This is a genomic window from Clostridium sp. D5 (assembly GCF_000190355.1).
GTDB lineage: Bacteria > Bacillota > Clostridia > Lachnospirales > Lachnospiraceae > Faecalicatena > Faecalicatena fissicatena_A.
Window position 1 is genome coordinate 63,784 of the sequence record NZ_GL870823.1, and the last position, 19,854, is coordinate 83,637.

Annotated in this window: 20 protein-coding genes; all 20 read left to right on the forward strand. The window is 47.8% G+C overall.

The features are described 5' to 3' along the window. Window positions 1–4 precede the first annotated feature (4 nt). The 20 genes from truB to dxs all read left to right on the forward strand — a co-directional run bounded on the left by truB (window position 5) and on the right by dxs (window position 19,853). Window positions 5–925: a tRNA pseudouridine(55) synthase TruB gene (truB, locus tag HMPREF0240_RS22380; protein WP_009005671.1), complete on the forward strand. Its 921-nt coding sequence runs from the start codon at window positions 5–7 to the stop codon at window positions 923–925. Between the two features lie 35 nt (window positions 926–960). Further along, window positions 961–1,872 carry a bifunctional riboflavin kinase/FAD synthetase gene (locus tag HMPREF0240_RS22385; RefSeq protein ID WP_009005672.1) on the forward strand — a complete coding sequence of 304 codons (912 nt, stop codon included), beginning with the start codon at window positions 961–963 and terminating at the stop codon, window positions 1,870–1,872. 23 nt (window positions 1,873–1,895) lie between these two features. Next, window positions 1,896–3,548 (forward strand): Na/Pi cotransporter family protein, encoded by a 1,653-nt coding sequence (locus HMPREF0240_RS22390; RefSeq protein WP_009005673.1) that lies wholly within the window; start codon window positions 1,896–1,898, stop codon window positions 3,546–3,548. Between the two features lie 159 nt (window positions 3,549–3,707). Continuing rightward, window positions 3,708–3,974, forward strand: coding sequence for a 30S ribosomal protein S15 (gene rpsO, locus HMPREF0240_RS22395; protein WP_009005674.1), 267 nt, complete (start codon window positions 3,708–3,710; stop codon window positions 3,972–3,974). 1,127 nt (window positions 3,975–5,101) lie between these two features. Then, on the forward strand, window positions 5,102–7,189 hold the full coding sequence (locus tag HMPREF0240_RS22410) for a polyribonucleotide nucleotidyltransferase (RefSeq protein WP_009005675.1): 2,088 nt from the start codon (window positions 5,102–5,104) through the stop codon (window positions 7,187–7,189). 593 nt (window positions 7,190–7,782) lie between these two features. Then, the gene (gene spoIIIAA, locus HMPREF0240_RS22420; protein WP_009005676.1) at window positions 7,783–8,727 is read left to right on the forward strand and encodes a stage III sporulation protein AA; all 945 of its coding nucleotides are present in this window, start codon (window positions 7,783–7,785) and stop codon (window positions 8,725–8,727) included. Beyond that, window positions 8,712–9,230, forward strand: a complete 519-nt coding sequence (locus tag HMPREF0240_RS22425) for a stage III sporulation protein AB (protein WP_035314655.1) — start codon at window positions 8,712–8,714, stop codon at window positions 9,228–9,230. Before spoIIIAA ends, HMPREF0240_RS22425 begins: the two co-directional genes overlap by 16 nt. 16 nt (window positions 9,231–9,246) lie before the next feature. Next, window positions 9,247–9,441 (forward strand): stage III sporulation protein AC, encoded by a 195-nt coding sequence (spoIIIAC, locus tag HMPREF0240_RS22430; protein WP_009005678.1) that lies wholly within the window; start codon window positions 9,247–9,249, stop codon window positions 9,439–9,441. A 77-nt stretch (window positions 9,442–9,518) separates the two neighbouring features. Beyond that, on the forward strand, window positions 9,519–9,899 hold the full coding sequence (locus HMPREF0240_RS22435) for a SpoIIIAC/SpoIIIAD family protein (RefSeq protein ID WP_153917573.1): 381 nt from the start codon (window positions 9,519–9,521) through the stop codon (window positions 9,897–9,899). After that, window positions 9,896–11,083 carry a stage III sporulation protein AE gene (locus HMPREF0240_RS22440; RefSeq protein ID WP_009005680.1) on the forward strand — a complete coding sequence of 396 codons (1,188 nt, stop codon included), beginning with the start codon at window positions 9,896–9,898 and terminating at the stop codon, window positions 11,081–11,083. The genes HMPREF0240_RS22435 and HMPREF0240_RS22440 overlap by 4 nt, the downstream gene beginning before the upstream one ends. 19 nt (window positions 11,084–11,102) lie before the next feature. Next, entirely contained in the window at window positions 11,103–11,465 is a 363-nt protein-coding gene (locus tag HMPREF0240_RS22445) for a stage III sporulation protein AF (RefSeq protein WP_009005681.1), read from the forward strand. Continuing rightward, the gene (locus HMPREF0240_RS22450) at window positions 11,455–12,063 is read left to right on the forward strand and encodes a stage III sporulation protein AG (protein WP_009005682.1); all 609 of its coding nucleotides are present in this window, start codon (window positions 11,455–11,457) and stop codon (window positions 12,061–12,063) included. The genes HMPREF0240_RS22445 and HMPREF0240_RS22450 overlap by 11 nt, the downstream gene beginning before the upstream one ends. A 14-nt stretch (window positions 12,064–12,077) precedes the next feature. Continuing rightward, the gene (locus tag HMPREF0240_RS22455; RefSeq protein ID WP_009005683.1) at window positions 12,078–12,710 is read left to right on the forward strand and encodes a SpoIIIAH-like family protein; all 633 of its coding nucleotides are present in this window, start codon (window positions 12,078–12,080) and stop codon (window positions 12,708–12,710) included. A gap of 211 nt (window positions 12,711–12,921) precedes the next feature. Next, window positions 12,922–14,514 (forward strand): peptide chain release factor 3, encoded by a 1,593-nt coding sequence (locus tag HMPREF0240_RS22460; protein ID WP_009005684.1) that lies wholly within the window; start codon window positions 12,922–12,924, stop codon window positions 14,512–14,514. Between the two features lie 72 nt (window positions 14,515–14,586). After that, window positions 14,587–14,970, forward strand: coding sequence for an Asp23/Gls24 family envelope stress response protein (locus HMPREF0240_RS22465; RefSeq protein ID WP_009005685.1), 384 nt, complete (start codon window positions 14,587–14,589; stop codon window positions 14,968–14,970). 274 nt (window positions 14,971–15,244) lie between these two features. Continuing rightward, entirely contained in the window at window positions 15,245–15,643 is a 399-nt protein-coding gene (gene nusB / locus HMPREF0240_RS22470; protein WP_009005686.1) for a transcription antitermination factor NusB, read from the forward strand. A 10-nt stretch (window positions 15,644–15,653) separates the two neighbouring features. Then, entirely contained in the window at window positions 15,654–16,874 is a 1,221-nt protein-coding gene (xseA, locus tag HMPREF0240_RS22475) for an exodeoxyribonuclease VII large subunit (RefSeq protein WP_009005687.1), read from the forward strand. Next, complete coding sequence (xseB, locus tag HMPREF0240_RS22480; protein ID WP_009005688.1) at window positions 16,855–17,085, forward strand: exodeoxyribonuclease VII small subunit; 231 nt, start codon at window positions 16,855–16,857, stop codon at window positions 17,083–17,085. Before xseA ends, xseB begins: the two co-directional genes overlap by 20 nt. Next, entirely contained in the window at window positions 17,075–17,965 is an 891-nt protein-coding gene (locus HMPREF0240_RS22485) for a polyprenyl synthetase family protein (RefSeq protein WP_009005689.1), read from the forward strand. The genes xseB and HMPREF0240_RS22485 overlap by 11 nt, the downstream gene beginning before the upstream one ends. A 13-nt stretch (window positions 17,966–17,978) precedes the next feature. Further along, the gene (dxs, locus tag HMPREF0240_RS22490; RefSeq protein WP_009005690.1) at window positions 17,979–19,853 is read left to right on the forward strand and encodes a 1-deoxy-D-xylulose-5-phosphate synthase; all 1,875 of its coding nucleotides are present in this window, start codon (window positions 17,979–17,981) and stop codon (window positions 19,851–19,853) included. Window position 19,854 lies beyond the last annotated feature (1 nt).

Consider the following 19,854-nt stretch of genomic DNA (forward strand, 5'->3'; position numbering starts at 1 on the left):
GTCTATGATAAATGGAATCATTAATGTTTATAAAGAAAAAGGATATACATCCCATGATGTAGTTGCAAAACTCAGAGGAATCGTGGGCCAGAAAAAAATCGGACATACGGGAACTCTGGATCCGGATGCGGAAGGGGTTCTTCCGGTCTGTCTGGGGAGGGCAACCAAACTCTGTGATATGCTGACGGATAAAAATAAGACTTATGAGGCTGTACTGTTGTTTGGAAAAACAACAGATACGCAGGACATCACAGGGAAAGTGCTGGAAGAATGGGACATATCGTTTCTGACAGAAGAAAAAGTCAAAGATTGTATACAGGGGTACATCGGGGAATATGAACAGCTTCCGCCGATGTATTCTGCAGTGAAAGTAAATGGCAGAAAGTTATATGAGCTTGCACGGGAGGGCATCGAAGTAGAACGGAAAAAAAGAAAAGTCCGGATCTTTGATATTAAGATAAGCAAAATAGATCTTCCGCGTGTACATATGGAAGTCAAGTGTTCAAAAGGAACCTACATTCGTACACTATGCCATGATATTGGCCTGGAGACAGGTACAGGAGCCTGTATGGAAGCTCTGAAGAGGACAAAGGTGAGCTGCTTTGAAGCAGGGGACAGCCTGAAGCTATCCCAAATAGAGGAGTATAAAAATACAGGGAAGCTGATGGATTATGTTATACCAATAGACGCCATGTTTTCAGAACTGCCGGAAATGCTGGTTGCCCGGGAACATGCAGCACTGGCTTATAATGGAAATCCGCTGCGGCAGGAACACATGACAAAAGAGAAATCTTTCGGGGATGGACAAGCCGTGAGGGTATATGATGAAAAGAAGCAGTTTATAGGAATTTACCATTACCTCGCAGAGAAACAGGAATACCGTCTTGAGAAAATGTTTTTTGTATCAGGAGAAGAACAGACCTGAAGATGCAGGTGATAAGCAGGATTATGGGGAAAAGCATGCAGTATTATACAGATATTAATTCTTATCAGGGAACTGAGAGCACAGCCATTACTTTGGGCAAGTTTGACAGCCTTCACAGGGGACACCAGAAATTGATCAGCAGAGTAAGAGACAGTGCAGAGAAGGAAAAGCTAAAAAGCATTGTATTTGCATTTGACATGAAGAGAGATACACTGCTCACAAACAGGGAGCGCAGGCAGCATCTGAAACAGCAGGTGGACTGTATGATAGAGTGCCCCTTTACAAAGGAAATCAGGGAGATGGAAGCGGAGACATTCATTGAAGAAGTACTGGTGAATACGCTGCACGCCTCCCATATTGTCGTGGGAACAGATTTTGGATTCGGACACGGCAAACGGGGAGATGCCGGTATGCTCGCAGAGTATGCCGAAAAGTACAATTATCAGCTGGATGTTGTGGAAAAAGAGTTATACAATGGCAGGGAAATCAGCAGCACATATGTGCGGGAAGCTCTGGAAGCAGGCGATGTAAAACTGGCGAACCAGCTCCTTGGATATCCTTATCACATGTCGGGGCTTGTGGAGCACGGCCGCCGTCTGGGGCGCACCCTGGGGTTCCCGACAATGAATATCACACCCGCAGAGCGGAAGATTGTGCCAAGATTTGGTGTATATACCTGTGGCATACAGGTAGACGGCGTAAACTATCATGGAATCGGAAATGTGGGAATTAAACCGACAGTGACAGACGAACCGAGATTGCTGACCGAGGTATTTGTTTTCGGTTTTAAAGGCGATGCTTATGGAAAAGAGATCAGGGTAAAGTTCTGTTCTTTTGTGCGCCCGGAAACAAAATTTTGTTCTGTGGAAGAGCTGAAAAAGCAGGTGGACCGGGATATCGAATCCGGAAAGGAATATTTCCTCCGTGAGGAATGTGTGAGAATCTAAAGAAAGAGATTAGGTAAATACAAATGAGTATAACGACAATATTTCTGCTTCTGGGAGGACTGGGATTATTCCTGTTCGGAATGAAAATGATGAGTGACGGGCTGGAGCAGGTTGCAGGAGCCCGGATGAGATCCATCCTGGAGTTCTTCACACAGAACAGGTTTGTGGGGATGCTGGTCGGTATTCTGTTCACGGCGGTGGTACAGTCATCCAGTGCGACAACAGTCATGGTAGTAAGCTTTGTAAATTCAGGACTTATGAACCTCTTTCAGGCCGCAGGGGTAATCCTCGGTGCCAATATCGGTACAACAGTAACCGGACAGTTAATTGCTTTTAATCTTTCAGACATTGCACCACTCTTTGTCATCACGGGTGTTGTTATGTTTATGTTCAGCAAAAAGCAGAATGTCAGGAAGATCGGCGGGGTGATCCTGGGATTTGGTATTCTGTTTATGGGACTTAGTACCATGGGAGATGCCATGTCTTCCCTGCGGGAATCACCGCATGTCGTAGAGTTGCTCAAATCGCTGAGCAATCCGTTTGCGGCAATTCTGGTTGGATTTGCCATAACGGCAATTCTGCAAAGCTCCTCGGCTACCGTGGGGATTGTGATCCTGTTGGCGTCCCAGGGATTTCTCCATTTTACAATCTGCTTTTTCCTGATTCTGGGCTGTAATATGGGATCATGCGTTTCAGCGCTTCTCGCGAGCCTGGGTGGTAAAAAAGATGCAAAAAGAGCAGCGTGGATCCACTTCTTATTTAATATTATAGGGTCCGTGTTTATCTTTATAGTGCTGATGTTTGCGCTGGAGCCTATTGCAGATGCCATCATGAAGGTGTCCGGAGGTAATATGGGCAGAGCGGTTGCAAATGCCCACACATTGATTAAAATATGTGAGGTTATCATCCTCTTCCCATTTATGAAATGGGTGGTAAAGGCAACTTATGTTATTATACCGGGGAGAGATGCTTCGCCAGATGATGAGTATGAACTGAAATATATCGGAAACAGTACAATGATTACGCCTACGACGGCGGTTATTGAGGGGATTCGTGAGCTGGAGCATATGGGCGGACTGGCAATCGAAAATCTAAAAAGAGGGATGGATGCGCTCTGTACCCTGGATGAGAAAAAAATTAAAGAAGTATACCGGCAGGAGGCTTATATAGATTATCTGAACCGGGAGATTACCGACTATCTGGTCAGGATCAACAGTATGGAGATTCCTACCGCGGATGCAATGATGGTAGGCGGATTGTTTCATGTTGTGAATGATATAGAAAGGATCGGGGATCATGCGGAGAACTTTGCGGACTCCGCAAAAATGCGAATTGACAGACACGTCGCATTCAGTGAGAAAGGAATCCGTCAGCTTCAGGATATGATGGATCTTGTGGAAAAGACGCTGGTGTATTCGCTTGAAATGTTCTCCAACCGCAGCCAGGAGCACATGAAAGAGGTCATGGCGCTGGAGGATGAGGTGGATGATAGAGAGAAGAAGCTCCAGAGAGCACACATAAAACGTCTTACCAAGGGCAAGTGTTCACCCGAGGCAGGCATGATTTTCTCTGATACCATATCCGGTCTGGAACGTGTGGCCGATCATGCGACCAATATTGCGTTTGCTATACTGGAGCCGCAGAATACAGAAGGACCCGATGACGAGGAAGATTAGTTGGGAAGAATAGTTGGAAAAGTACCGCTTTACATAAGATTTAACTTGTGATATACTATCCAAGTATGAATTCAGCCGGTGTTCGGTAATAGGATGACTCCAACCGTTACTTAATACCAGGCGGTTTTATAAAAAGAAAATAAAAGGAGGAAACGTAAGATGATCGCAAAGGAAAAGAAACAGACAATCATTGCAGAGTATGGCAGAAGTGAGGGAGACACAGGATCTCCGGAAGTGCAGATCGCAATTCTTACAGCAAGAATCAACGAGCTGACAGATCACTTCAAAACAAACCCGAAGGATCACCACTCAAGAAGAGGACTTCTTAAGATGGTAGGACAGAGACGTGGTCTGCTTGCATACCTGAAAAAGACAGATATCGAAAGATATCGTTCTTTGATCGAAAGACTTGGATTAAGAAAATAATTTCAAATCCACAGGACCTTCCCGAGGGAGGGTCCTTTTTTTAGTTTGGCGGGAGGGGACGCCAAGGGGACTGTAAGCGGCAGGCCTTCCTGCATGCAAGGTCGGTTTAAAATCCTGCCCGCTTGACGAAGAAGATCTAATAGAACAGAAGGCGCCCAGAAGGGCACATCCGACATACAGCCAGAAAGCCAGATGCTTTCTGACTTTAGATCGGAATGACACTTGATTTTGGAAAATCAAGTGTCATCCCTTCTGGGCGCCTTCTGCTCTATAAGATCTTCTAATCGTCCGCTCTATGGAGTTTTAAACCGACCTTACATGCAGGAAGGCCTGCCGCTTACAGTCCCCTTGGCTGGCTCATCCGGCCGGAACGTAAAAAATCCTGTTCCAGGAGGCGCTTCAGAACGGGGGCAGTGAATGGTAATGGCTATACGGGATATACAGTCCCAGTTTAGTGTATCTGACACTAGTTTGATTTTCTTTTCTGAAGAAATATTAAAAATATAAAACTCTGAAACTTCAGCAAATTTACTATCGGTACGATTAAAGAAAATCATAGTCAATACAAATACGCTGTCCCGGTGTTGCCCCCTCCAGGCAATACGCTCCTAACTACCGGCAGGATGCACCAGCGAATGATAAGGGAAGGCCGGCATCTGGCGGGAGAATGTCTGCTGGTGAAATGTCCATAAAGCGAGCGTTAGAAGCTGTTGGAGAAAATGGAAGGAGAAAAGAGGGCAGAATTTGCCTTACCAGGCAAATTCTGTTGCCGCCGGCGGTGCGAATGCATCAGCATTCGGGCCAACTGCGGCAAATACCTCTTTTCTCCTTCCATTTTCTCCTACAGCTTCTTCGCGCAGTGTCAGGACATTTCACCAGCAGACATTCTCCCGCCAGATGCCGGCCTTCCCTTATCATTCGCGTCCCCCATCCGCGAATACCTCCAAAGCTTATTCCATAATCAAGTTCTTGCTTTAAGGGGGCGACTATGCTATAATATCTAAGATTGTGGTCAGGATAGCAGTACCCGAGACCACTGAAAAGGATATTAGCGGATTCTAATGTGTTTTTCAGTAGTTTCGGAGTCTCCTGCCCCGAATTATGTAAATAGATAAAAGGAGAACGATATGTTTAAAAAGTTTGAAATGGAACTTGCCGGCAGAACTCTGCGTGTAGATGTTGGCAGAGTCGCAAAACAGGCAAATGGAGCTGCTCTGATGCACTATGGGGATACAACAGTGCTTTGTACTGCAACCGCATCTGAAAAGCCGAGAGAAGGAATTGATTTCTTCCCTTTGAGTGTAGAATATAATGAGAGATTATATTCTGTAGGAAAGATTCCGGGAGGATTCAATAAGCGAGAAGGTAAGGCTTCAGAAAATGCAGTTCTGACATGCCGTGTCATCGACAGACCGATGAGACCTCTGTTCCCGAAGGATTACAGAAATGATGTAACACTGGAAAATCTGGTTATGTCTGTTGATCAGGACTGCAGTCCTGAGTTGACGGCTATGCTGGGTGCGGCGATTGCCACCAGCATTTCTGATATTCCGTTTGACGGCCCGATCTCTACGACACAGGTAGGCCTGGTAGACGGGGAGTTTGTATTTAACCCGACAGCAGCGCAGAAAGATATTTCTGACATGGCGCTGACCGTTGCTTCTACAAAGGAAAAGGTTATTATGATTGAGGCGGGCGCGAATGAAGTGCCAGAGGCTCAGATGATAGATGCCATTTTTGCAGCACACGAGCTGAATCAGAAAGTGATTGCTTTTATTGAGACGATCGTAGCAGAGTGCGGCAAGCCGAAACATTCTTATGAGAGCTGTGCAGTACCGGAAGAATTGTTTGAAGCAATCAAAGAGATTGTAACTCCGGCAGAGATGGAAGAGGCCGTATTTACAGATGACAAACAGACCAGAGAAGAGAATATCCGTCTGATTACTGCTAAGCTGGAAGAGGCTTTTGCAGAGAAGGAGGAATGGCTTGCAGTTCTGGGTGAGGCTGTATATCAGTATCAGAAGAAGACAGTAAGAAAGATGATCCTTAAGGATCAGAAGCGCCCTGATGGCCGTGCAATTGACCAGATCCGTGCTCTGAGCGCAGAGACAGATCTGATCCCGAGAGTTCATGGTTCCGCAATGTTTACACGCGGACAGACGCAGATCTGTACTGTGACAACTTTGGCTCCGCTGTCTGATGCACAGAGAATTGACGGGTTGGATGAGGCAGAGACTTCCAAGAGATATATGCACCACTACAATTTCCCGTCTTACTCTGTAGGAGAGACCAGACCGTCCAGGGGACCGGGACGCCGTGAAATCGGCCATGGTGCGCTTGCCGAGAGAGCGCTTATACCTGTACTCCCAAGCGAGTCAGAGTTCCCATATGCAATCCGTACAGTATCCGAGACATTTGAGTCCAACGGATCCACATCACAGGCAAGTATCTGTGCATCCAGTATGTCACTGATGGCTGCCGGTGTACCGATCAAAGCAGCAGTAGCAGGTATCTCTGCAGGACTTGTGACAGGTGATACAGACGACGATTATCTTGTTTTGACAGATATCCAGGGACTGGAAGACTTCTTCGGAGATATGGACTTTAAGGTTGCCGGAACCCACAAAGGTATTACAGCAATCCAGATGGATATCAAGATCCACGGACTGACAAGACCAATTATTGAGGAAGCAATCGCTACAACTAAGAAGGCAAGAACCTTTATCTTAGACGAGGTAATGAACAAGACAATTGCAGAGCCAAGACCGGAAGTAGGTCCATATGCTCCCAAGATCGTTCAGATGCAGATTGACCCGCAGAAGATCGGCGATGTAGTCGGCCAGCGCGGAAAGACAATCAACGCGATCATCGAGCAGACAGGCGTAAAGATAGACATCACAGATGACGGTGCAGTATCTGTCTGCGGAACAGAGCAGGCAGGCATGGATGAGGCAATGAAGATGATTGCAGTCATCACCACAGACTTCGAGGCCGGACAGGTATTTGAAGGAAAAGTCATCAGCATCAAAGAATTCGGTGCATTCCTCGAATTCGCACCTGGAAAAGAAGGAATGGTACACATTTCCAAGATTTCCAAAGAAAGAATCAACAAAGTAGAAGACGTACTCAAACTGGGAGACATCGTAAAAGTAGTCTGCTTAGGAAAAGACAAAATGGGCAGATTTAGTTTCAGTATGAGGGATGTAGCAGAATAGAGCTGGTATGGGGCCGCCGTCCCGGATACACCTGACAGTTTCCGGGGGCTGGCCGTTTGCGGGGAAGTACTAGCGGTAAAAAAGCAGAAGCGTATGGCGCGGTGGCATTCACTGAGAAATCTGATGATTTCTCAGCTCAGGCCGCCTTGAGGATTGATTCGGAATCAATCCTCAGCCATACGCTTCTGCTTTTTTACCGCAAGTACTTCCAGCCGCGCACTATAAAGCCCCCGGAAACTGTCAGGTGTATCCGGGACGGCTACGTACATCAGACTGCGGCGTTATTCTGCTGCACGGAAGGCTCAGGGCGGGAGCGGCGGATGTGATTGGGCCGAAATGTATAGTTGAACCAGTGTAAAGCTCCTGTAGAGACAGGAAGCTTTATAACAGAGGTTTAACCGATGTTCCTGTAAGCCAGTCCACATCCCCAGCCATTCCGGCCCAGAAACCATCCGACTTGAGCACACAAGCAGATGCAGGCACACATGGGGCGGTAAGGCTGTGTCTGCATCTGCGTCTCCCCCTGCACAAGTCCGGATTTTCAAGTCATAAATTTGGAAAGGGGACATATATTGTTTAAAGAGGTGGACAAGATGAATGAAGTTAACAGAAAGCAGCAGGTCCTGCAGGTGCTTGCGAAGTCGGTCCGTTCTGTTGTGGAAGCGGAGGGACTGGATTTTGAGAAGGTACAGGAAATCCGGATGCGGATTGAGAAGCCTCTTATTCTGATTTATGACAATGAGGAAAGGCGTCCTCCATCGGGAGAGCCGCAGGGGTACCTGATCACGAAAGAAGAGATACGGGAGACGCTGGAATATATCAGCCACTATTCACTGTATGCTTATGAACATGAGATGAGACAGGGATTTATTACGATTGAAGGAGGGCATCGCGTGGGTGTGATGGGAAAAGCGATACTGGAAGGCGATAAAGTGAAGAATTTGCAGTATATTTCTTCTGTGAACATAAGAATGTCCCATGAGATTCTGGGTTGTGCGGACAAGGTCATGCCCTATATTACAAAGAACCGCCAGGTATGCCATACTCTGGTGATTTCTCCGCCCTGTTGTGGAAAAACAACGCTGATACGGGATCTGATCCGGCAGATATCGGACGGAAATATGTATGTTAAGGGATGTACGGTGGGTGTTGTGGATGAACGTTCGGAGATCGGCGGCTGCTATCTGGGTGTTGCCCAGAATGAACTGGGAATGCGCACCGATGTACTGGACTGCTGTCCGAAGGCGGAGGGGATGATTATGCTGATACGTTCCATGGCACCCCAGGTGATTGCTGTGGACGAGATCGGTTCTCCGGAGGATGTACATGCTATTGAGTATGCGATGCAGTGCGGCTGCAAAATGATCGCAAGTGTACATGGTCTGTCAATGGATGAGGCGGCAGATAAGCCTGTGCTTGGCAAGCTGATCAGAGAACGCAGGTTTGAACGCTATATCATACTTGGCAATGAGAAAAGACCCGGGGAGGTGCGGGAAGTTTATAATGAACGGGGGAGCCTGCTATGCAGAGATTTATAGGATGCCTGTTAATCTTGGGGGCAACGACGGGGGCGGGGATCGCTTATGGAACAGAGCTCCAGCGGTATCTGGAAAAGCTTCTCTATATCAGGCATATTGTTTATATGCTGAAAGGAGAGCTGGAATATTCCAATGCACCACTGGGAGAGATATTCGGAAGAGTAGCAGTGAGGGTAAAAGAGCCTTACCGGAAATGGCTGCGGGTGATGGAACGACAGGTGGAAGAACGCGAGGAGGATGAGTTCGCAAAAATATGGAATCGGTCGATAGACCGATACCTCGGCGAGATTCATCTTAAGAGCGCCCATTCCATACAGCTGAAAGAACTGGGGACATTTCTGGGACAGCTGGATGGGGACACATCCAGCAGGACCATGCAGCTTTATTTGAACAGGCTGGAGTTGGAAATTGAAAAAGTAAGGGAAGGGATGGCAGCAAAGAAAAGAATCGGTAACTGTCTTGGCGTGATGGGAGGAATTTTTCTGGTTGTCATACTAATATAACTGACGGGAGGATTCCATGACCATAAATCTGATATTCAAAATTGCAGCTGTCGGAATACTGGTCTCTATTCTGAGCCAGGTGCTGAAGCACAGCGGGCGGGATGAACAGGCATTTCTTACAAGCTTTGCGGGGCTGATACTTGTACTGTCATGGGTACTGCCATACATATACGATTTATTTACATCCATTAAACAGTTGTTTTCTTTGTAGCTGCGGCAGCGTGCAGGAAAGGGGGGAACAGTTCAGACAAGTCTGAACTGTTACGAAAGGGGAGCTTATATGTGAGCATGATTCAGATCGGAATTATCGGCGTAATAGGCGCACTGCTGTCGATTCAGTTTAAAAGCGGCAAGTCGGAATATGGAATCTATATGAGTGTGGCTATCAGTATCCTTATTTTTGCCTGTATTGTAGACAGGCTTGAGCTGTTTGTACGGACGGTAGAACAGGTGAATCAGTATATAAAGATAGATACCAGCTATATCGCAACTATGCTGAAAATGATAGGAATCACCTACATAGCCGAGTTTTCTTCAAGCGTCTGCAAGGATGCCGGATATCAGACCATCGCAGTTCAGATTGAGATTTTCAGCAAGCTGACGATACTGGCTCTGGGTATGCCGGTATTGCTCGCACTTCTGGAGACTATCAGGGAGTTTCTGGCATGAAAGGGGGGAAGAAATGGCTGGGCTGCATACTGTTTTTGATATCGGTACTTCTGTCTGGTCTGGCTGGGACCTGCGGAAGTTGTATAACTGTACATGCTGAGGAGGAAACTGTAGACTATGAGGCTGTGGAAAGCGATACCGAGAACAGGCTGTTTTCGGAATTTGATTTTTCGGAGATAGATGACAGTCTTCAGAAAATATTCCCAGAAGAAAAAATGGATTTTAAGAGCCTGGTCAGCGCTCTGATAGATGGAGACGGTAAAAATGCAGGGGAATTGATTATGGAGTTTTTAGCAGATCAGTTTGCCTATGAGTTCAGGTATAACCGCCAGAATCTTGCATACATGCTGCTGATTGCCATTATTGCAGCAATTTTTACTAATTTTTCCAATGCGTTTCAGAACAAACAGGTGTCGGAGATCAGTTTTTATGTTTTATACATGCTTCTGATTACGATGTGCCTGAATGCCTTCCGCATTGCCATGAGCGGTATCGAAGGGCATCTGGAGACGCTTCTGGATTTTATGCGGGTGCTGTGCCCCAGCTATTTTCTGGCTGTCGCCATAGCCTCGGGAAGCAGCAGCTCGCTGATTTTTTATAACATTGTACTGTTTCTTATCTATATAGTGGAAGTACTGATTTTAAGGTTTCTGCTCCCGATTGTAAATATCTATATTATGGTGCAGGTGCTGAATTACCTGGCAGGGGAGGAATATCTTTCACAGTTTGCAGAACTTCTGAACAAGCTGGTGTCGTGGATATTAAAAACGCTTGTAACCTGCGTCATCGGAATCAATATCATCCAGGGAATGCTTGCTCCAGCTATAGATACGTTGAAGCGCAGTGCGATTACAAAGACAGCGGAGGCCATACCTGGAATTGGCAATGCAATCGGAGGTGTGACGGATGTAGTGCTGGGGACGGCGGTGTTGATTAAAAACGGGATTGGAATGGCGGGAGCTGCAGTCATGATTGCGATCTGTGCCGTACCGATTGTCCAGATGCTGCTGATGACACTTATGTATAAACTGACAGCCGCGCTGGTTCAGCCGGTGTCGGATAAACGGATCACGGGTTGCATCAGCAGCGTGAGCCAGGGGTATGAACTTCTTATGAAGGTCGTATTTTCCACGGGGCTTTTGTTCCTTCTGACCATCGCTGTTGTTACGGCAAGCACAACTTAAGCCGGGTAAAGGAGGACAGATGTTTGACTATATATATGAGTGGATACAGAACCTTGCATTTTATCTGGTGATCGTGACTGCCGTACTGCAGATCATACCGGGAAAGGGGTACAAAAAGTATGTACAGTTCTTTTCGGGAATGGTGATGATACTGCTGATGCTTACTCCTATACTGAAGCTGACGGGGATAGAAACCAGATTTTATGATCTTTACCACAGCCAGGAATACGAGATGGAGAGGAAAGAAATAGAAAAGCAGAAGAGCTATTTTGAAGACCTGGATATTTTGGATTTTCTTCCGGAAGAGTACGGGCAGGAGGAACAAAAGGCGGAAGGTGACAAAAACGGAATAGAAGTGGAGGAGATACAGGTTGGAGAATAAATGGAAAGATATCCTGAGCAAAATAAAGGGTAAGAAGATGCTTCCACAGAAAAACCAGCTGCTGATCCTTCTTCTGGTCGGGATTCTTCTGGTAGTAATTGCAATTCCTACATCCAATAAAAAGAAGGGAAGCGCCTCGGATGACAGTAAGGACAGCGGAAACGACAGTGCTGCTTCTTATGTAAATACAGATGAGGAATACGAGCAGTACCTTGAAAAACGGGTTGCGAGAGCACTGGAATATGTACAGGGGGTGGGAAAGGCAGAGGTGATGATAACGCTGAAATCTTCCGGTCAGAAGATCGTGGAGAAGGATCAGCAGAGCAGCAGCCAGAATTCGGAGGAGGAAGACAGCTCCGGGGGCATCCGGAATGTGGAAGAAAGGACGACGGATAAGACGAGCATTTATGAACAGGGATCGGACGGTTCCCAGTCACCTTATGTGAGCAAGGAACTGACTCCGGAAATAGCCGGGGTGCTCGTGGTTGCAGAGGGGGGAGACAATGCGGTTGTAGTGCAGAATATAACTGAGGCAATCCAGGCATTATTCGGTGTAGAGGCGCATAAAATAAAAATAATGAAAAGGACTGATACATAAAAGGAGGATTCCAAGTGAAGCGTTTATTTAAGAAGAATCAGATCATCATTACCACACTGGCAGTTATGATTGCCATCGCCGGATACCTGAATTACTCAGGACGGCTGTTTGGACAGTCAGACAAAGGTACGACAGAGGCAAATGCAGACCTGGCAAATAAGGAGCTGCTCGATATTTCGGAGGAAGACCTGGAAACAGGCTCCGGCGACATTGCAAGCAATGATTCCGAAATAGAAGGAACACCCGGCGAGGCCGTGCTGACAAACAGCGGTGCTGACACCACGGTTGCACAGGCCAAAGTAGCCAGAGAACAGGTGCGCGCCCAGAACAAAGAAACTTTGCAGTCGATCATCGATAACACGAATATCAGCGATGAAGAGAAGCAGGATGCGATTGCACAGATGGTTAAGATGACAGAGCTGTCTGAGCAGGAGGTTGCTGTTGAGACACTGATGGCTTCCAAAGGATTTTCAGATGCAGTTGTAAGCCTTACGGCAGATTCTGCGGACATTGTTGTGGACAGCGCAGAATTGACGGATGCAAACCGGGCCCAGATCGAAGATATCATCACGAGAAAGACCGATATTGCACCTGAAAATGTTGTAATCACGCCGATTCACGAAGGCGGAACAGCAGAAGGCGAGTAAGAGGTTGCCGCACAGATACATATGCTGCCTGTAAATCAGGATATTTTTTGAAACAGGCAGTATAATTCTGGAAAAGTGGGAAGAATATTTCCAGTAAACAATTGCAGGTGATTCCGTCTTATGTTAAACTTATTTAATGTGCTGAAATGTGACAAAACAACGGATAAAAGAGCAGGTTACATAAAAGAGACGAAAACAGGAGATTACAGATATGTCAGAGATTACAAATGAAATAAAAAAGAGAAGGACGTTCGCGATTATATCCCACCCGGATGCGGGAAAGACGACGCTGACCGAAAAGTTCCTGCTGTACGGCGGGGCAATTAACCAGGCAGGGTCCGTAAAGGGGAAAGCGACGGCAAAGCATGCGGTGTCAGACTGGATGGAGATTGAGAAGGAGAGAGGTATTTCGGTCACTTCTTCCGTTCTTCAGTTTAATTACGGCGGATACTGTATCAATATCCTGGATACCCCGGGACATCAGGATTTCTCTGAAGATACGTACCGGACACTGATGGCCGCGGATTCTGCGGTGATGGTGATCGATGCTTCCAAGGGTGTGGAGGCTCAGACCAGAAAGCTTTTTAAGGTCTGCGTCATGAGACATATCCCGATTTTTACGTTTATCAATAAGATGGACAGAGAAGCAAAGGATACCTTCGATCTGCTGGATGATATCGAGAAAGAGCTGGGAATTGCAACATGCCCTGTGAACTGGCCGATCGGCTCGGGCAAGGCATTTAAAGGCGTATATGACAGGCAGAAGATGGAAGTGGAACTGTTCTCTGATACGAATAAGGGGACGACCGTTGGGGAAGTGAAAAAGATAGATGCAAAGAATCCGGAGCTGGACTGGATACTTGGGACAGAGGCGAAGGTGACACTGGAGGAGGAGATAGAACTCCTGGACGGCGCAGCAGCAGAGTTTGACCAGGAGCTGGTCAGCAAAGGCGAGCTTTCACCGGTTTTCTTCGGCTCTGCCCTTACCAATTTTGGTGTTGAGACGTTTCTGAAGCATTTTCTTGGGATGACCAGCTCTCCGCTTCCGAGAATGTCTGACCATGGGGAGATTGACCCCATGACAGAGAAAGACTTTTCCGCCTTTGTTTTCAAGATACAGGCGAATATGAATAAGGCACACAGGGACAGGATTGCTTTTATGCGGATCTGTTCCGGTGAATTTGAGGCGGGTATGTCTGTCACCCATATTCAGGGAGGGAAAGAAGTGCGCCTCTCTCAGCCGCAGCAGATGATGGCCAGCGAGCGGAAGATGATCGAAAAAGCGTACGGCGGTGATATCATCGGAGTATTTGATCCGGGCATTTTTTCAATCGGCGATACGCTGACGACTTCCAAAGAAAAGTTTGCCTATGAGGGGATCCCCACATTTGCACCAGAGCATTTTGCAAGAGTGCGGCAGGTGGATACAATGAAGCGGAAACAGTTTGTAAAAGGGATCAACCAGATCGCGCAGGAAGGCGCCATACAGATCTTCCAGGAGTTCAATACCGGTATGGAAGAGATTATCGTCGGCGTGGTCGGCGTTCTGCAGTTTGATGTCCTGAAATACCGTCTGGAGAATGAATACAACGTGGAGATCAGGCTGGAAAACCTGCCCTATGAACATATCCGCTGGATTGAGAATGAAGAGGTGGATATGGACAGGCTGATCGGCACCTCTGATATGAAGAAAATCAAAGACTTAAAGGACAGGCCGCTGCTGCTCTTTGCACATGAATGGAGCATTCGGATGACCCTGGACAGAAACAAGGACCTGAAGCTCTCCGAATTTGGGCGTTCCTGATATTTCCCTTTGCAAACAGGGGGATATTTGTTATAATGTTTAAAGAGATTAAACCAACAGGAGGTTTTTACGATGGCAAAGGACGAAAGAAATACTTATACAATACAGAACGATTCCAACATGGGAGAAGTCAAGATTGCAGATGAAGTGGTCGCAATCATTGCGGCACTTGCGGCTACAGAAGTGGAAGGCGTGGCGTCCATGGCAGGCAACATCACCAATGAGCTGGTCAGCAAACTGGGGATGAAGAATCTTTCCAAAGGTGTGAAGGTGGACGTGCTGGAAGGCGTGGTTACGGTTTCCCTGGCATTGAACCTGAAGTACAATTACAGCATCATGGAGATTTCTACCAAAGTGCAGGAAAAGGTCAAGAATGCTGTTGAGAACATGACCGGACTGGAAGTGGCCGATGTGAACATTAAGGTTGCAGGTGTGGAAATGGAAAGCCAGGAATAACCTTTTCGTTGCAAAGAATGGCAGGTGTGTAGTATAATAAAGGATGTCGTAAGGCATCCTTTTCTTTATCTTATAGGAAGTTCACCTATAAGATAAAAAAGCCCTCCGGGCGGGATGCGTACTGCGGCGTATGAGGTAGACATCACTATGCGACCGCCGCAGGCGCGAGTTTCGCAAGCAAAACTCTATTTAATGGACCGAAGCAGGGCAGCGCCGGAAAGCGGCTGTACATTGCGGCTGCAGAGTTTGGGGATGTCAGTTGAAAGGAGCCAATATGGTAAGAAGAGAACTTAGAGAGCATATTTTTAAGATGCTGTTTCAGATAGAATTTAACGAGATGGAAGATATGCCGGAGCATCTGGCGTTATACTTTGAGAATCTGTCAAGTGCTACAGAAGAAGATAAAGAATACATAACGAAAAAATTTGAAGCAATTGTAAAAAAAGTACCAGAGATTGACGCGATTTTGAATGAGAAGACGACTGGGTGGAAGACTACAAGAATGAGCAAGGTGGATCTGACAATCCTTCGTCTTGCAACTTATGAGATGAAGTGGGATGAGGATGTTCCTGAAGGCGTTGCAATCAACGAAGCCGTCGAGCTGGCGAAGAGATTCAGCGGTGAAGAGGGTCCTTCTTTTGTGAACGGAGTACTTGCAAAACTGACAGACTAGGAGGCAGGGCATGCGTAATGTCTATACGGTAAAGCAGGTAAATGCGTATATCAAAAATATGTTTACCCAGGACTTCATGCTGAACAGAATTTATGTAAAGGGTGAAGTGTCCAATTGTAAATATCATACATCAGGGCATATATATTTTTCTTTGAAAGATGAGTCCGGCACGATGGCCTGTGTCATGTTCGCAGGCTCACGGTCAGGGCTTTCTTTTCGTATGCAGGAAGGCCAGCAGGTAATTGTGCTGGGATCCGTCAGTGTTTATGAGAGGGACGGCAGGTACCAGCTTTATGCAAAAGAAATCATTCTGGACGGGGCAGGACTCTTATATGAAAAGTTTGAGGCCCTGAAGCGGGAACTGCAGGAGATGGGAATGTTTGCCCGGGAGTATAAGCAGCCCATACCTGCATATGTGAGAACAGTGGGGATCGTAACGGCTCCTACGGGTGCAGCCGTCCGGGATATTATTAATATTGCCACGCGGCGGAATCCGTATGTGCAACTGATCCTGTATCCAGCGCAGGTGCAGGGGGAAGGAGCGGCGGCGAGCATCGTCCGGGGCATTGAGACGCTGGAGAAGAAGGGCGTTGACGTTATGATTGTAGGGCGCGGCGGCGGATCCATAGAAGATCTGTGGGCGTTCAATGAAGAAGAAGTAGCACGTGCTGTCTTTCACTGCCGTGTGCCGGTGATATCGGCTGTAGGCCATGAGACGGATACAACCATTACGGATTATGTGGCAGACCTGCGGGCACCCACACCATCTGCGGCTGCAGAACTGGCCGTATATGAGTATCTGGGAACGGCTGGCGCCATGCGTGAATACGAGGCCCGGCTGAGACGGTCTATGATGCAGAGGATATCTCAGGAACGGGTGAACAGCAGACAGGCGGCCATGAAGCTGAAGCTTGCGCATCCGCGCCAAAAGCTGCTGGAAAAGCGCCAGAGGGCTGTGGACCTGGAGCAGAGGCTCCGGATTCTGATGGAGGGCTGCCTTGAGAAAAGGCGGCACCAGTTTGCGATCTATGTTGAGCAGATGAAAGGTCTGTCCCCCCTGGCAAAACTGAACCAGGGATATTCCTATGTGCAAGGGGACAGAGGCATTAATATAAAGTCTGTCCGCCAGGTAAAGCAGGGCGACAGCATCAGAGTTTATATGACGGATGGAAGTGTGCAGGCAGAAGTCCGGGAAATCGAGGAGGAACCAGATGGCAGAAAAGAAGAATAAGACAGAAGCAAAGCAGCCTTCTCTGGAAGAGCTTTTTGAAGGACTGGACGAGGTGGTTGCAAGACTGGAAGGAGAGGACATTACTCTGGAAGAGTCTTTCCAGCTCTACCAGAAGGGAATGAACATGCTGAAGCAGTGCAATGAGACAATTGATACTGTCGAGAAAAAAGTGCAGATACTGGATGAGGATGGAGAAACCCATGAATTTTAAAGAAACGTATCAGACCAAAGTTGAAGCGATTGAAAGGATACTTAAGGCATATCTTCCCGCTGGTGAAGGATATCAAACAGTCATCATGGAGGCAATGGAATATGCCCTTATGGCCGGTGGCAAGCGGCTGCGTCCGATGCTGATGCAGGAGACGTACCGTCTGTTCGGAGGCTGCGGAACCAGGATCGAGCCGTTTATGGCTGCAATTGAGATGATCCATACCTATTCCCTGGTGCACGATGACCTGCCGGCCATGGACAATGACGACTACCGCCGGGGAAGAAAGACAACGCATGTGATGTATGGGGAGGATATAGGCATTCTGACAGGGGATGCCTTGCTGAACTGTGCTTTTGAGACAGCTGCCAAAGCCTTTGACATGGAACCGGAGAAGAGCCTGCAGACAGGAAAAGCCCTGCAGATCCTGGCGGGAAAGGCCGGGATATACGGTATGATTGGTGGACAGGTAGTAGATGTGAAGTCTACAGGAGATCAGATTTCCGGTGAAAAGCTGAATTTTATTTACAAGCTGAAAACAGGGGCACTGATTGAGGCTTCCATGATGATCGGGGCAGTGCTGGCGGGCGCCGCCCGGGAGCAGGTGAATGCAGTGGAAGAGATTGCAGGTAAAGTAGGCCTGGCTTTCCAGATCCAGGATGATATTCTGGATGTGACCAGTACCGCTGAAGAGCTGGGCAAACCGATACACAGTGATGAGAAGAACGAAAAAACAACTTATGTGACATGGAAGGGAATCGACGGTGCAAAAGCGCTGTCTGAAAAGATTTCCCGCGAGGCGCTGCAGCAGCTGGAGAGCCTGGGGGCTCCGGACGAGTATCTCGCACAACTGCTGGAGTCTCTGATAAACAGAAGCAGATAGAGAGGGATTCCTTATGATATTAGAAAAGATTCAAAAGGAAAATGATATAAAAGAGCTGGGGCCTGAGGATCTGGATCAGCTGGCAGAAGAGATCCGGGAGTTCCTGATCCAGAAGATCAGCAGGACAGGCGGCCATCTGGCCTCCAATCTGGGCGTTGTGGAACTGACGATGGCCCTGCATCTGGCGTTTGATCTGCCCGGGGACAAGCTGATCTGGGACGTGGGACACCAGGCGTATACTCATAAGCTCCTGACCGGACGCAGGGCAGGATTTGACGACCTGCGCAAGTACGGCGGCATGAGTGGCTTTCCTAAGCGCAAGGAAAGTGAATGTGACGCATTTGATACCGGACACAGCTCCACATCTATTTCCGCCGGATTGGGCTATGTGGCGGCCAGAGATATTCTGGGGGAAGAGCATTATGTTGTTTCCATCATCGGAGACGGTGCGATGACAGGCGGGATGGCATATGAGGCGCTGAACAATGCCTCCAGGCTGAAAAGCAATTTTATTATTGTACTGAATGACAACAACATGTCCATATCGGAAAATGTGGGAGGCATGTCCAGATATCTGAACGGTCTGCGCACAGCAGAGGCCTATACAGGGCTGAAAAAAGGTGTGGAGGATACACTGCTGAAGATTCCGGTACAGGGCGAGAAGATCGTAAACCAGATGAAAAAGACAAAGAGCGGCATCAAACAGCTGATTGTGCCGGGCATGTTTTTTGAGGATATGGGAATCACCTATCTGGGACCGGTGGACGGACATGATGTAAAAAAGCTGTATAAGACACTGAACGAGGCAAAGCGTGTGGACCATGCCGTGCTTATTCATGTGCTGACTAAAAAAGGCAAAGGATATGAGCCGGCGGAAGAGAATCCGGCACTTTATCATGGGACGGGCCCTTTTGACGTGGAGACCGGCAAGGCAAAAGATGCTGCGGTAAAGGACAGTTATACAGACGTATTTTCCAAGGTGATCTGTGATATTGCCAGACATGACAATAAAGTGGCGGCTATCACTGCAGCTATGGCTGACGGAACCGGGCTGCACCGTTTTCAGAAGTATTATCCGGAACGTTTTTTTGATGTGGGTATTGCGGAGGAGCATGCCCTGACTTTTGCGGCGGGGCTTGCGGCGGGCGGCATGAAGCCGGTTGTGGCGCTTTATTCTTCTTTCCTGCAGAGGGCTTACGATCAGGCGATCCACGATATCTGCCTGCAGAAACTGCCGGTGGTGCTGGCTGTGGACAGAGGCGGTCTGGTGGGGAGCGATGGAGAGACGCACCAGGGGCTTTTTGACCTGTCTTTTCTTGCGACGATTCCGAATATGACTATTATGTCTCCGAAGAACCGGTGGGAGATGGCCGACATGGTCAGATATGCGGTGGATTTTGGATATCCCATTGCCCTGCGGTATCCGAGAGGAGAGGCCTATGAGGGCCTGAAAGAATTCCGTGCGCCTGTCGTATATGGGAAGAGCGAGGTCCTCTTTGAGGAAGAGGATATTGTTCTTTTCTTTGTGGGGCATATGGCGGCTGTGGCGGAGGCAGTACGCTTAAGCTTGAAGGATATAGGTTATAGCTGCAGCCTTGTGAATGCCCGTTTTGTAAAACCGCTGGATACAGAGATGCTGGAGCGGATGGCAGAAGAGCATGAGCTGTTTGTTACGATTGAGGAGAATGTGTTATCCGGCGGCTATGGTGAGCGCGTGCTGGAGTATGCGTCACGCGCGCGTTTGGGTGTACACGTTCTTAACATCGGGATACCCGACGATTATGTGGAGCACGGGAATGTGGAAGTCCTGCGCCATGAGGTCGGGCTGGACTGCGAGAGCATCGTAAAACAGGTGATTACAGACTATGTGACGATAAGGAATGAGTAAG

Bases quoted from the DNA above. Each gene is read 5' to 3' on its own strand.
- truB (WP_009005671.1), top strand. From the start codon at position 5: ATGATAAATGGAATCATTAATGTTTATAAAGAAAAAGGATATACATCC.
- HMPREF0240_RS22385 (WP_009005672.1), top strand. From the start codon at position 961: ATGCAGTATTATACAGATATTAATTCTTATCAGGGAACTGAGAGCACA.
- HMPREF0240_RS22390 (WP_009005673.1), top strand. From the start codon at position 1,896: ATGAGTATAACGACAATATTTCTGCTTCTGGGAGGACTGGGATTATTC.
- rpsO (WP_009005674.1), top strand. From the start codon at position 3,708: ATGATCGCAAAGGAAAAGAAACAGACAATCATTGCAGAGTATGGCAGA.
- HMPREF0240_RS22410 (WP_009005675.1), top strand. From the start codon at position 5,102: ATGTTTAAAAAGTTTGAAATGGAACTTGCCGGCAGAACTCTGCGTGTA.
- spoIIIAA (WP_009005676.1), top strand. From the start codon at position 7,783: ATGAATGAAGTTAACAGAAAGCAGCAGGTCCTGCAGGTGCTTGCGAAG.
- HMPREF0240_RS22425 (WP_035314655.1), top strand. From the start codon at position 8,712: ATGCAGAGATTTATAGGATGCCTGTTAATCTTGGGGGCAACGACGGGG.
- spoIIIAC (WP_009005678.1), top strand. From the start codon at position 9,247: ATGACCATAAATCTGATATTCAAAATTGCAGCTGTCGGAATACTGGTC.
- HMPREF0240_RS22435 (WP_153917573.1), top strand. From the start codon at position 9,519: ATGATTCAGATCGGAATTATCGGCGTAATAGGCGCACTGCTGTCGATT.
- HMPREF0240_RS22440 (WP_009005680.1), top strand. From the start codon at position 9,896: ATGAAAGGGGGGAAGAAATGGCTGGGCTGCATACTGTTTTTGATATCG.
- HMPREF0240_RS22445 (WP_009005681.1), top strand. From the start codon at position 11,103: ATGTTTGACTATATATATGAGTGGATACAGAACCTTGCATTTTATCTG.
- HMPREF0240_RS22460 (WP_009005684.1), top strand. From the start codon at position 12,922: ATGTCAGAGATTACAAATGAAATAAAAAAGAGAAGGACGTTCGCGATT.
- HMPREF0240_RS22465 (WP_009005685.1), top strand. From the start codon at position 14,587: ATGGCAAAGGACGAAAGAAATACTTATACAATACAGAACGATTCCAAC.
- nusB (WP_009005686.1), top strand. From the start codon at position 15,245: ATGGTAAGAAGAGAACTTAGAGAGCATATTTTTAAGATGCTGTTTCAG.
- xseA (WP_009005687.1), top strand. From the start codon at position 15,654: ATGCGTAATGTCTATACGGTAAAGCAGGTAAATGCGTATATCAAAAAT.
- xseB (WP_009005688.1), top strand. From the start codon at position 16,855: ATGGCAGAAAAGAAGAATAAGACAGAAGCAAAGCAGCCTTCTCTGGAA.
- HMPREF0240_RS22485 (WP_009005689.1), top strand. From the start codon at position 17,075: ATGAATTTTAAAGAAACGTATCAGACCAAAGTTGAAGCGATTGAAAGG.
- dxs (WP_009005690.1), top strand. From the start codon at position 17,979: ATGATATTAGAAAAGATTCAAAAGGAAAATGATATAAAAGAGCTGGGG.